13 protein-coding genes are annotated in these 12096 nt (G+C 43.4%); 11 read left to right on the top strand and 2 right to left on the bottom strand.

From position 1 onward, the window contains the following. The first annotated feature begins 14 nt into the window (after window positions 1–14). From trpS to DXD06_RS12270, 6 genes are read left to right on the top strand one after another with little or no spacing between them, the layout of a single operon-like run. Window positions 15–1103 (top strand): tryptophan--tRNA ligase, encoded by a 1089-nt coding sequence (trpS, locus tag DXD06_RS12245; protein WP_022045029.1) that lies wholly within the window; start codon window positions 15–17, stop codon window positions 1101–1103. After that, window positions 1096–1584, top strand: coding sequence for a DUF4358 domain-containing protein (locus DXD06_RS12250; protein ID WP_117832149.1), 489 nt, complete (start codon window positions 1096–1098; stop codon window positions 1582–1584). The genes trpS and DXD06_RS12250 overlap by 8 nt, the downstream gene beginning before the upstream one ends. A 1-nt stretch (window position 1585) precedes the next feature. Beyond that, window positions 1586–3019, top strand: coding sequence for an MBOAT family O-acyltransferase (locus tag DXD06_RS12255; RefSeq protein ID WP_117832151.1), 1434 nt, complete (start codon window positions 1586–1588; stop codon window positions 3017–3019). 13 nt (window positions 3020–3032) lie between these two features. Next, the gene (locus tag DXD06_RS12260) at window positions 3033–4196 is read left to right on the top strand and encodes a DHHW family protein (protein ID WP_117832153.1); all 1164 of its coding nucleotides are present in this window, start codon (window positions 3033–3035) and stop codon (window positions 4194–4196) included. Between the two features lie 21 nt (window positions 4197–4217). After that, window positions 4218–5315 carry a DHHW family protein gene (locus tag DXD06_RS12265; protein ID WP_117832155.1) on the top strand — a complete coding sequence of 366 codons (1098 nt, stop codon included), beginning with the start codon at window positions 4218–4220 and terminating at the stop codon, window positions 5313–5315. A gap of 51 nt (window positions 5316–5366) precedes the next feature. Then, a complete protein-coding gene (locus tag DXD06_RS12270; RefSeq protein WP_055068818.1) occupies window positions 5367–6308 on the top strand; it encodes a magnesium transporter CorA family protein in 942 nt (313 codons plus the stop codon). Here DXD06_RS12270 and DXD06_RS12275 read toward each other — a convergent pair. Beyond that, window positions 6305–7183, bottom strand: coding sequence for an AraC family transcriptional regulator (locus DXD06_RS12275; RefSeq protein ID WP_117832157.1), 879 nt, complete (start codon window positions 7181–7183; stop codon window positions 6305–6307). The genes DXD06_RS12270 and DXD06_RS12275 overlap by 4 nt on opposite strands. A 132-nt stretch (window positions 7184–7315) precedes the next feature. On the opposite strand from DXD06_RS12275, the gene DXD06_RS12280 reads away from it, so the two are divergent. Beyond that, the gene (locus tag DXD06_RS12280; protein ID WP_117832159.1) at window positions 7316–8641 is read left to right on the top strand and encodes an MATE family efflux transporter; all 1326 of its coding nucleotides are present in this window, start codon (window positions 7316–7318) and stop codon (window positions 8639–8641) included. Here DXD06_RS12280 and DXD06_RS12285 read toward each other — a convergent pair. Then, window positions 8628–9518, bottom strand: a complete 891-nt coding sequence (locus DXD06_RS12285) for a class I SAM-dependent methyltransferase (RefSeq protein ID WP_117832161.1) — start codon at window positions 9516–9518, stop codon at window positions 8628–8630. The genes DXD06_RS12280 and DXD06_RS12285 overlap by 14 nt on opposite strands. A gap of 419 nt (window positions 9519–9937) precedes the next feature. Here DXD06_RS12285 and rpsJ point away from each other — a divergent pair, with 419 nt between their 5' ends. The 4 genes from rpsJ (at window position 9938) to rplW (ending at window position 12032) form a co-directional block, all read left to right on the top strand. Further along, window positions 9938–10255 (top strand): 30S ribosomal protein S10, encoded by a 318-nt coding sequence (rpsJ, locus tag DXD06_RS12290; protein WP_022045826.1) that lies wholly within the window; start codon window positions 9938–9940, stop codon window positions 10253–10255. A 145-nt stretch (window positions 10256–10400) separates the two neighbouring features. Beyond that, window positions 10401–11084 (top strand): 50S ribosomal protein L3, encoded by a 684-nt coding sequence (gene rplC / locus DXD06_RS12295; RefSeq protein ID WP_022045827.1) that lies wholly within the window; start codon window positions 10401–10403, stop codon window positions 11082–11084. Between the two features lie 28 nt (window positions 11085–11112). Next, window positions 11113–11733 (top strand): 50S ribosomal protein L4, encoded by a 621-nt coding sequence (gene rplD / locus DXD06_RS12300; RefSeq protein ID WP_117832163.1) that lies wholly within the window; start codon window positions 11113–11115, stop codon window positions 11731–11733. Then, window positions 11733–12032, top strand: coding sequence for a 50S ribosomal protein L23 (gene rplW / locus DXD06_RS12305; RefSeq protein ID WP_055068823.1), 300 nt, complete (start codon window positions 11733–11735; stop codon window positions 12030–12032). Before rplD ends, rplW begins: the two co-directional genes overlap by 1 nt. Window positions 12033–12096: the final 64 nt, after the last annotated feature.

The raw sequence follows: 12096 nt of genomic DNA on the forward strand, positions 1-12096 counted from the left end.
CAGGAGGCATAGAGATGGCAAAAATTATATTAACCGGGGATCGCCCGACAGGAAGACTGCATGTGGGACACTATGTAGGATCTCTGCGAAGAAGAGTGGAATTACAGAATTCGGGAGAGTTTGATAAGATTTTTATTATGATTGCGGATGCACAGGCACTGACCGACAATTTTGATAATCCGGAGAAGGTGCGTCAGAATATCATAGAGGTGGCACTGGATTATTTATCTGCAGGGCTGGATCCAGCGAAATCCACATTGTTTGTCCAGTCACAGATTTCCGAATTGACAGAGCTTACGTTTTTCTATGCCAATCTGGTAACTGTTTCCAGGCTGCAGCGGAATCCGACTGTTAAGTCAGAAATTAAAATGCGCAATTTTGAGACCAGTATTCCGGTCGGATTTTTTACATATCCGATCAGTCAGGCAGCAGATATTACTGCTTTTAAGGCAACGGTTGTACCAGCGGGAGAAGATCAGCTTCCAATGATTGAGCAGACAAGGGAGATTGTCCGTAAATTCAATTCCATTTATGATGAGGTGCTGGTGGAGCCGGATGTGCTGCTTCCGGAGAATGAGGCATGTATGCGTCTGCCGGGAATTGATGGAAAACAGAAGATGAGCAAATCCCTGGGGAACTGTATTTATCTTTCAGATACGGAAAGTGATGTCAAAAAAAAGATTATGAGTATGTACACGGATCCGACACATATTCAGATATCTGATCCGGGACATCTGGAAGGAAACTGTGTATTTACCTATCTGGATGCTTTCAGCAAACCGGAACATTTTGAAGAATATCTTCCGGAATATCATAATCTGGATGAATTAAAGGAACACTATACCAGAGGCGGTCTTGGAGATGTAAAAATCAAAAAATTCCTGAACAACGTCATTCAGGAAGAGCTGGCTCCGATTCGTGCGCGAAGGGCAGAATTTGAGAAAGACATTCCGGCAGTATATGAAATTCTGAAAAAAGGAAGTGATGCAGCGCGTGAAGTTGCAGCACAGACACTTTCTGAAGTAAAACAGGCGATGAAAATCAATTATTTTGATGATGAAGAACTAATTCGTGTACAGAGTGAGAAATATCAGGGTGTATAAAAAGAAAGGATCGGAAAATATGATGATGAAAAAGACAGGACTGTTGGCAGTACTGACAGCAGGAGTACTTTTACTTGCAGGATGCGGTGGGGAAGCAAAGACAATTGATGCGCAGGCTCTTGCAAAATCGCTTGCAACAGAGATTAAATATGATGATACATTAAAGGAACTGACAGCGGATGAAATTTCAATGCTTGTAGATTTACCGGAAGATGTTGATTCTGTTATGTATGCCGGAAGCGGTTCTACGGCAGAAGAGGTAGGTGTTTTTACCGCAAAAGATTCAAATCAGGCAAAAGAAACCATGGAAGATGTCCAGAAATATCTTGATGATCAGGCGGATTCTTTCCAGGATTATGTGCCGGAAGAGACAAAACGGATTGGAAATGCGGTGCTGGAGCAGAAAAATCAGTATGTGGTTCTGTGTGTGTCCGGGGATTCGGACCAGGCAAAAGAAATTATAGAAAAGGCGTTTAAATAAAATGGTTTTTAGTAGTTTTGTATTTTTACTTGCATTTTTACCGATCGTATTATTGCTGTACTATCTCTGCCCGGCAAGGCTTAGAAACCTTGTTTTATTGGTTTTCAGTCTGGTCTTTTATGCGTGGGGAGAGCCGGTCTATGTATTAATCATGCTGTTTTCGATTGTATTTGATTATGCGAATGGGCGGTTGATCGAGCACTTTAAAAACAAAAACTGTCCGGGGAAAGCAAAAGCCGCACTGATCGTTGATCTGTGCGGAAACCTTGCCATCCTCGGGTTTTTTAAGTACACGGATTTTGTTATCGGGAGTATCAATTCCATTACAGGGGCAGGGTTGTCGCTGCTGCATATAGCACTTCCGATTGGAATTTCTTTTTATACCTTTCAGACAATGTCTTATACGATTGATGTTTATCGCGGGGAGGTTGCAGCACAGAAAAACATTCTTACATTTGCAACCTATGTAACCCTGTTTCCGCAGCTGATCGCAGGACCGATTGTGCAGTATAAAACGGTGGAAAAAGAACTCATGCACAGAAAAGTCACGCTGGAAGATTTTTCCGAAGGAGCATTTCGTTTTTCCGTGGGCCTGGCAAAGAAAGTGCTTCTGGCAAATCAGATCGGAAGTCTGTGGGATTCCATTTCACAGTTGAATCACATGTCGGTGGCTACGGCATGGCTTGGTGCAATTGCATACAGTTTTCAGATTTATTTTGATTTTTCGGGATATTCGGATATGGCGATCGGACTGGGCAGAATGTTTGGATTTTATTTTCTGGAAAACTTCAATTTCCCGTATATGTCAAAGACAATTACGGAATTCTGGAGACGATGGCATATTTCCCTGAGTTCCTGGTTCCGCGAGTATGTATACATTCCGCTTGGGGGAAACCGTAAGGGTCTGGTACGGCAGCTGTTTAATATTATGGTTGTATGGATGCTGACCGGTCTGTGGCACGGGGCAAACTGGAATTTTGTACTCTGGGGTGTGTATTATGGTGTGCTTCTCATGATTGAAAAGTTGTTCCTGCTTAAATGGCTGGATAAACTTCCAAATTGGATCGGGCATATCTACAGCATGTTTCTCGTGGTTATTGGATGGACAATTTTTGCACAGACGGATATTCACCAGCTGGGAGAATATTTAAAGACAATGTTTGGAATCGGACATGTGGCAGTTGCGGATTCTGATTTCTTATATTTCCTTGGAAGCAATGCGGTACTTCTGGTGGCATTGATCGCGGCATCTATTGATTACCGTGTCTGGATGCGCAGATTAAAGCTTGGAAAAGATGCTACTGTATACGATACGATTGCAACGTCGAAGGGATGGACTATAGCAAAGCCGGTTCTCATGGTTGTGTTTTTGCTGGTGTCCTTTGCGTTTCTGGTAGGGGACAGTTACAATCCGTTTTTATATTTCCGTTTTTAGGAGGCATAGATCATTGAAAAAAATCAGAGTGACAATGATCGTCATTTTTGTTGCGTTTCTTGCGCTGGTATCCGGTGGAAGCCTGCTGATGAAAGATCGTGAGTTCTCACCAAATGAAAACAGATATCTGGCAGAACCGCCCAGACTGACGGTTGACAATATATTGAGTGGAAAATTTCAGGATGGTCTTGAAAATTATCTCAGGGATCAGATCTGTTTCCGTGATGGATGGATCACGGTAAAAACCGGAATCCAGAAAGCCTGCAAAGACACGGATATCGGAGGGGCTTATGTGGGAAAAGACGGCTATGATTTTGAAAAAATCACACCGGAAGATGTGGATGAAAAACAGATTGCCCGCAATGTAAAAGCGGTGCAGGATTTTTTTGCAAAAGTTTCTGAAAATGTAGAAAAGGAGCGGTTATCTTTTCTGCTTGTTCCGTCATCCGGGCTGGTAATGGAGGATAAACTTCCGGCACATGCACGGCTGTTTGATCAGGCAAAGTATATTGACCAGATTGAAAAACAGATGACGGACTGTCGTGTGACAGATGTGAGGAAAGACCTTCTTTCGCATAAGGATGATTATATTTATTACAAAACGGATCATCACTGGACGAGTGAGGGCGCTTACCTTGCCTATGAAACATGGTGTGACAGTACCGGGATGGAGAGCACGCCGCTGGCTGATCTGAAAAAACAGGTTGCAACCCAAAAATTCCGTGGAAGCCTGTATTCCAAAATACTGGATGCGGATTCGGCATATGACAGTATCTGGACATATGGAGATACGAAGCAGGAGACATACGGAAGTGACTGCAGTCTGACAATTGACGAAAAGAAACAGACGGACAGCTGTTACGATACAGCGCAGCTGAGTCAAAAGGATAAATATAAATACTTTTTTGGAGATAATTACGGAACGGTACAGATTGTATCAGACCATGCCAGACATCAGGATCGCAATCTGCTCGTCATTAAGGATTCGTTTGCAAACACCTTTGTGCCGTTTGCAACAGAAAACTATAGACAGATTACTATGATTGACTTACGGTATTATAATGGAAATGTAGAGGAATATATGAAAGAACATCAGATTACAGATGTACTTGTTCTCTATAATATTACAAATTTTATTTCAGACCGGAATCTGTATAAACTGGTCGGAAGAATTTAAAATGGAAAAGAGGTAAGATAAATGGTTTATAAGAGAGTAAGTAAAATAATCTTTGCTGCCATACTTGCCGTAACGGTGTTTTCGGGTTGCGGGAACAGGCAGGAAGAGAAAATAGATAAGACAGAAACAGAGACCACAACACAGAAAAGCACACAGGATTCCACACAGGATGTCACGCAGGAAGCGGAAGAGGAAACAAAATATCCGTCCATCACTTCGGATGGAAAAATGAAAGATTACAAAAGTGTTGTGACAGTGGATGATACAGCATATGAGTTATACACATATCTGGACAAAGTAGCAGACAATTATGCAAAAAGTGTAAATAAGGTAGCGGATACTCTGGCCGGAAAATCGGATGTGTATGATCTTGTCATTCCCCTCAGTTCGGGAATTACATTTCCGGATAATTTGAAAGACAAAATCTCGTCTTCCGATCAGCATGACGCAATGCAGAAGATCCAGGCAAAAATGGACAAACATGTAAAAAACGTGGACGTATATGACGTGCTTATGCAGCATCGGACGGAGTATGAATATTTTCGGACGGATCATCATTGGACGACACTTGGTGCTTATTACGCATATACGGAATTCTGTAAAGCAAAAGGGATTACGCCGGAATCATTGGATGCATATAGTAAGAAACAGGATTTTGACGGTTTTCTGGGATCTTTTTATAATGATACTTCAGATGCAAAACTGAAAGCAAATCCGGATACTGTGACAGCATATTACCCAAATGCTGAGAGCATATGCCATGTGACGGCATCGGATGGCAAAAAATATGACTGGCCGGTAATTTATGATGTTTCGAATTACAATGCGGGACTGAAATACAGTACGTTTATTGCAAGTGATAATCCATACACGGAAATTGAGAACAAGGATCTGTCGGATGGAAGTTCCTGCATTGTTGTAAAAGAATCGTTCGGAAATGCATTTATTCCATTTCTGGTTGATCATTATCAGACGGTGTATGTCGTGGATTACCGTTATTGGACAGGAAGTATCAGTAAACTTGCACAGGACAAGAACGTGAATGATGTGCTGTTTTTGAATAATCTTTCCATGATTCGCAATAAAAGTCTGGTAGGAAAGTTATACAGAGTGCTATAATACATTACAGTAAATAATTCCGTACAGACGATACGAAAGGAGGGGAATCCGGTGGTTAAATACTACAGAACAGATGACCGAAAGATTCATGAAGAACCGACAATTCAGGATGGCGTATGGGTGCAGATGGTAAACCCCAGTGTCGCGGAGGGACAGATGGTCGCGGATGCTCTGGATATGGATGTTGAAGATGTGCTGGCCGCACTCGATGAAGAGGAGAGTTCCCGTATCGAACTACAGGATGGTTATACTCTCATTCTGGTCGATATCCCGTCGATCGAGATCCGTCATGAAAAAGAATCGTATACGACCATACCGCTTGGTATTCTGATTACATCGGGTGAGATCGTTACAGTCTGTACGGAGGATACACCGGTTCTTCAGGCGTTTTTGAATAACCGTGTCCGGGAATTCAGCACGAAAAAAAAGCTTCGTTTTGTCTATCAGATCCTGTACCGGATTGCAGTGCTTTATCAGAGTGATCTTCGTATCATCGACAAGATGCGTACGGAGATCGAGGAACGTGTCGGGGATGATACGGAGGAAGTGGATCTGATTGCGCTGCATGAACTGGAATCGACACTGGTCTACTTTGCGACATCCCTTCGTGCCAACGGAGTAGTGCTTGACCGCCTGACAAGATACAAGCGGCTGGAGCAGTATCCGGAGGATAAGGAACTGCTCGGGGATGTAATCGTAGAGAACCAGCAGGCAATTGAGATGACAAGCATTTACCGTGACATCATAAATGGTACCAGAGAATTGTTGTCATCGGTCATCGACAATCGGATGAATTCCATCATGAAATCGCTGACAGTCATCACGCTGGTTATGGCGATTCCTACGGTTATTTCCGGAATTTACGGTATGAATGTCAACGAGCACTGGGTCCCGTTTGCCAATACTGCGCACGGATTTGCTATTATCATCGGAATTATGGTGATCATTTGTGTGATTATCCTGCTTCTTCTGCGAAAGAAGCGTATCCTCTAGCGGATTGAATTGCGGTATTGCAGAGGCGGGACATGAAAGGTGTTCTTAAATGTCCGGATAAAATAGCTTACATTTGGAAAGCCGCTCTGCAGTGCTGTCTCTGTGATGGAGAGACTTGTGGTTTCCAGCAGATGCTTTGCGTGGGATAACCGCAGGTACGTGATATACTGCGAGAGCGTAAGCTGGAAATGTTCCCGGAAATACCGGGAGATATATTTTTCAGACATATGGAAATGTCCGGCGAGATCGTGCAGGGAAATACGAAAACAGTAATTTTGCTGAATATAAGATAACAACTCTTTCTGGAGACTGCTGGTGCTTTTGGTATGGCTGGGATAAAACAGATCCTGTTCTGCCATAAGAAGCACAAGTTTCAGGAGAAGAATGCGGGTGCCAAGCTGGTTTTGGTATCCGTTTTTTTGGTTCGCAGCAATACGGTCAGAGTTGGCGTTGATGATCTGATCAAGCAGAACGGATGCCTTTGCTGCTGTGTTGTGATCCTCTGGAAGTTTACAGGGAAAGGAGAGGGTGTGGTTCCGCAGGGGAAAGAAAAGTTCCCGTTCCAAAGAATCATCCGACTGAAATGAAATAAATTCGAGAGGAAACAGGAGGGTGTAGTAGTCGACATCCCCGGCTGCCGATCCCATCAGATGAAGCTGCCCCGGAGCAACAAAATAGACCGAACCGTCCTCAGCAGTATATTCTTTCCCGTCAATCAGGAGGTTTAAAGGTCCTTTTTTCGTGTAAATAACTTCAAGCTCATCGTGCCAGTGTACGGGAATCTGAAAAGCATGGAAAATATTATGTATGTGATATTGTGTATAGGGGTAATTGTCTGTGCCGTGCGGACGGTTTTCCTTGAGTTCCGGATACATGAAGTCCCTCCTTCTGTCGGTTTCCTAAATTATAATGGAAAAGTAGAAATAATGCAATTATAAGGCGATAAAATGCAAGCATTTTTTGAAAAAAGGGCATAAAATGAATACGAAAGAAAGGAGATACCATAAATGGAACAGAGGAGAAAAAATTTAACGCAGCTTTTTATTCCTATTTGCCTGGAAACGCTTTTGTATATGCTTTCGGGAATGGTTGATACCCTGATGCTTTCATCTGTAAATGATCAGGCAGTAGGGGCAGTGGGAACTGCGAATACATATATAGGGATTTTTATCATCATGTTTTCTGTGATTTCCTCAGGAATGGTGGCCGTCATGACACAGAATATCGGGGCAGGCAGACCGGGGGTGGCATATCAGGCAAGACAGCTCGGACTGGCTTTTAATGCAGTGCTTGGAATAATCCTATCCCTGATCCTGGCATTTGGGGCAGGAACAATACTTGCTGGTGTTGGCGTGGCAGATGCATTGATGCAGCCGGCGAGAACCTATCTGCAGATTGTGGGTGGATTTTGTATTTTAAATGCTTTGATTCCAATCTGCTCGAGTTATCTTCGGGCATTTGGTTTTTCGAAAGAACCGTTGTATGCATCAATTATCGGTAATGTTATTAATTTTTGCCTGAATGCATTTTTCCTGTTTGTACTGCACAAAGGGGTAGCGGGTGTTGCCACCGCCACGGTGGTCTCGCGTATTATCAATCTGGTGATTGTTGTACTGCTTGGTGCTGTTTTGGTGAAAGCAAAACAGCATCCGGAAAGGGAGAGCAACCGGGAAGTGATGGGACAGATCATCCGTATCGGGCTTCCGTCCGCATGTGAGACCGCGATTTATAACGTTTCCATGACGCTGGTGATCCGTTTCCTGAATCAGATGGATGCGCAGGGACTTAATGTGACAGCACGTTCCTACACAATGCAGATCACAAATTTTTCCTATTGTGTAGGTGCGGCGCTTGCACAGGCAAATGCAATTATGACTGGGTGGCATATCGGTGCGAAAGAGTATGATGCGTGTGACCGTGGAACGAAAAAAGCAGCGGTGATCGGAGTGATTGTTGCAGTTATTCTGGAGACGGTGTTTACGCTTTGTTCCGGCTGGATTATGCAGTTGTTTTCGAAAGATCCGCAGATGGTGTCGCTTGTTGGTAAACTTCTGGCAATTGACATCGTACTTGAGATCGGCCGTGTAACCAATCTGGTGTACGGACAGGCATTAAAGACAAGTGGGGATGCCGTATTCCCGGTAGTGATGGGAGCCTGCTTTATGATTTTGTGTTCGGTTGGGGGAACGTATCTATTTGGAATCCGTCTGGGGCTTCTGGCCGTGGGCGCATACATCGGTATGGCTGGTGATGAATGCGTCCGCGCCATTGGCATGTACCTTCGCTGGAAAAGCGGAAAGTGGAAAGAAAAGGGACTGGTTAAATCCCGGTAGCTTCGTAGCGTCCGCTGGCACCACATGGAAGAACCAGTCCGCTGGAGGAAACCGGAAGACCGATCTCGCTGGCGGTGACTGTACCATTGGCGGTGTCAAGAACCGTACTTATCATATAGGAAAGAACTGCCGGCTGCAGACCGGTGGTATATGAGTTAATCAGGAAGAAGAGCGGATTGTCCGTTAAAATCTGGCTGCAGAGCTGGATGAGCGGATAAACGCTCTCTTCTATTTTCCAGATTTCCCCTTTTGGTCCGCGACCGTAAGACGGCGGGTCCATGATAATGGCATCATAATGGTTCCCACGACGGATTTCCCTCTCTACAAATTTGACACAGTCATCGACCAGCCACCGGATCGGGGCATCTTTCAGACCGGAAGAAATTGCATTTTCTTTTGCCCAGGTGACCATGCCTTTGGATGCATCTACATGGGTTACGCTTGCACCTGCCGCAGCGGCCGCAAGTGTTGCCCCACCGGTATAGGCGAAAAGATTAAGAACCTTAACCTGGCGTCCTTTGGAAACGGCGTCTGCAATGAGCTGGGAAAACCAGTTCCAGTTGGCAGCCTGTTCCGGAAATAATCCGGTATGTTTAAAACTGAAAGGTTTTAAATGAAACGTTAACTTCTTATTAATAGGCAGGGAATATTGAATGGTCCATTCTTTTGGAAGCTGGAAAAATTCCCATTCTCCGCCTCCTTTGGAACTGCGGTGGTAGTGGCCGTTCATTTTGCGCCATCCTTTTTCCTTTTTCGGAGTATCCCAGATTACCTGGGGATCTGGGCGGACGAGAAGATAATCTCCCCAGCGTTCGAGCTTTTCACCTTTTGAACAATCGATCACTTCATAGTCATTCCATTGATCTGCTAACCACATATATCATATCCTCCTGATTTTCATCTGTATAAAACAGTAACATTATATGAAAAATAGAAAAAATAATCAATCATTAAATTTTGGGGCGAAAAAACGTAAAAGAAAAAATAAAAAAAGTTCTTGCTTTTTTGAATAAGACCATGTATAATATCAATTGCTGTGGCATGATAGCTGTGAAACGTGAGGTTGCTGCCTATGTGGCAGGTTTTCCGTGGAGCGAATGTCAAGTTAGGAAACTGACGACAAGTCACTGTACAAACAATATGGTCTATCAAAGATAGAAACAACGTGTGAAAAAATGCGAATCGCCTGACGATGGGGCGATACATCAGAGGTGTACCGCAGGACACACACGGAGAAGTGTACAGTCACCGCTTGTCGTACTATTTACAAAGTGCGAAAAGGAGGCGACTTTTTTTATGGCAAGTCAAGTAATGAGAATCACTCTCAAGGCTTATGATCACGAATTAGTTGATTCATCAGCAAAGAAAATCATCGAGACTGTAAAGAAGAACGGATCACAGGTGAGCGGACCGGTACCTCTTCCTACTAAGAAGGAAGTAGTTACAATTCTTAGAGCTACTCACAAGTACAAAGATTCCCGTGAACAGTTCGAGCAGAGAACTCATAAGAGACTGATTGATATCGTTACACCAACTCAGAAGACTGTTGATGCTTTATCACGTCTTGAGATGCCAGCAGGTGTTTACATCGATATTAAAATGAAACAGAAATAATAACTGTTTCGACAAATTATTTCGTAAGTCCTGATTAGTTATTTCATATAGATATGGCTGCTCTAGGATGAACGGTTCCGCTACTCCACTGCAGATCAGCAGGTGGGCAAGAGGCGTTCCGCTGTAGAAAACAGGAGGTTAAACAATGAAGAAAGCGATTTTAGCAACAAAAGTCGGAATGACACAGATCTTCAATGCAGACGGCGTATTAGTGCCGGTTACTGTATTACAGGCTGGTCCTTGTGTTGTTACTCAGATTAAGACAGTAGACAACGATGGATACAGTGCAGTTCAGGTTGGATTTGTTGACAAGAAAGAAAAGACTGTTAACAAAGATGCCAACGGAAAGAAAGAAATTCGCAACAGACATGGCGTAAACAAGGCTCAGATGGGTCACTTCGCTAAAGCTGGTGTATCTGGTAAGAGATTCGTTCGCGAGTTCAAGTTTGAGAATGCAGACGAGTATAAGTTAGCAGATGAAATCAAAGCTGACATCTTCGCAGAAGGTGACAAGGTTGATGTTACTGCTATTTCAAAAGGTAAAGGTTTCCAGGGTGCTATTAAGAGATTAGGTCAGCACAGAGGACCGATGGCTCATGGTTCTAAGTTCCATCGTCATCAGGGTTCTAACGGTGCATGTTCTTCTCCGAGCCGTGTATTCAAGGGAAAAGGAATGCCTGGACACATGGGTAGCGTAAAAGTTACAACTCAGAATCTTGAAGTTGTAAGAGTTGACGCAGAGAACAACTTACTGCTGATCAAGGGTGCTGTCCCAGGAGCAAAGAAAGCTCTCATCACAGTAAAAGAGACCACAAAGTCTGGTAAATAGTGCAAAGTAAGAAAGGAGGAACTTTACGATGGCTAAAGTAGCTGTTTATAATATGGAAGGTAAAGAAGTTGATTCTATCGAATTAAACGATTCCATTTTCGGCGTAGAAATTAATGAGCATTTAGTTCATATGGCTGTGCTTCAGCAGCTTGCAAATAATCGTCAGGGAACACAGAAGGCTAAGACACGTTCTGAAGTTCGCGGTGGCGGAAGAAAACCATGGAGACAGAAGGGAACCGGTCATGCAAGACAGGGATCTACACGTTCTCCACAGTGGACAGGCGGCGGAGTTGTATTCGCTCCGGTACCAAGAGATTACTCATTCAAGCTCAACAAGAAAGAGAAGAGAGCTGCATTAAAGTCTGTTCTGACTTCTAAGGTAGCAGAGAACAAGTTTGTAGTTGTTGATGAGCTGAAATTAGATGAAATTAAGACAAAGAAGTTCGTACAGGTTATGAACAATCTGAAAGTTGAGAAGGCACTTGTTGTATTAAACGACATGGACACAAACGTGATCGCATCTGCAGCAAATATTCCAACTGTTAAGACTGCTCAGACAAACGAGCTGAATGTATTTGATGCATTAAAGTATGACAAGGTAGTTGTTACAAAGGCTGCTCTTGCAACAATCGAGGAGGTGTATGCATAATGGCAAACGTACAGTATTATGATGTAATCCTCAAACCAGTAGTAACTGAGAAGAGTATGAATGCAATGGCTGAGAAGAAATATACATTTCTTGTTCATCCGGATGCAAACAAAACTATGATCAAGGAAGCCGTAGAGAGAATGTTCGAGGGAACAAAGGTTGCCAAGGTCAATACAATGAATTGTGAAGGCAAGAACAGAAGACGTGGAATGGTAACAGGAAAGACTGCTAAGACAAAGAAAGCAATCGTTCAGTTAACAGAGGACAGCAAGGATATCGAGATCTTCGCTGGATTATAATTCCAAAAGGAGCACTTGCATAAGAGTTGCTTCGCAAGCAAGTGCGTAGGCAATGCATCTACGA

Origin of the sequence: Roseburia sp. TF10-5, assembly GCF_003462365.1 — a bacterium.
GTDB lineage: Bacteria > Bacillota > Clostridia > Lachnospirales > Lachnospiraceae > Roseburia > Roseburia faecis.

Coding starts and splice junctions, on each gene's coding strand:
- trpS (WP_022045029.1), top strand. CDS start 15: ATGGCAAAAATTATATTAACCGGGGATCGCCCGACAGGAAGACTGCAT.
- DXD06_RS12255 (WP_117832151.1), top strand. CDS start 1,586: ATGGTTTTTAGTAGTTTTGTATTTTTACTTGCATTTTTACCGATCGTA.
- DXD06_RS12265 (WP_117832155.1), top strand. CDS start 4,218: ATGGTTTATAAGAGAGTAAGTAAAATAATCTTTGCTGCCATACTTGCC.
- DXD06_RS12275 (WP_117832157.1), bottom strand. CDS start 7,183: ATGTATCCGGAACTCAAGGAAAACCGTCCGCACGGCACAGACAATTAC.
- DXD06_RS12280 (WP_117832159.1), top strand. CDS start 7,316: ATGGAACAGAGGAGAAAAAATTTAACGCAGCTTTTTATTCCTATTTGC.
- DXD06_RS12285 (WP_117832161.1), bottom strand. CDS start 9,518: ATGTGGTTAGCAGATCAATGGAATGACTATGAAGTGATCGATTGTTCA.
- rpsJ (WP_022045826.1), top strand. CDS start 9,938: ATGGCAAGTCAAGTAATGAGAATCACTCTCAAGGCTTATGATCACGAA.
- rplC (WP_022045827.1), top strand. CDS start 10,401: ATGAAGAAAGCGATTTTAGCAACAAAAGTCGGAATGACACAGATCTTC.
- rplD (WP_117832163.1), top strand. CDS start 11,113: ATGGCTAAAGTAGCTGTTTATAATATGGAAGGTAAAGAAGTTGATTCT.
- rplW (WP_055068823.1), top strand. CDS start 11,733: ATGGCAAACGTACAGTATTATGATGTAATCCTCAAACCAGTAGTAACT.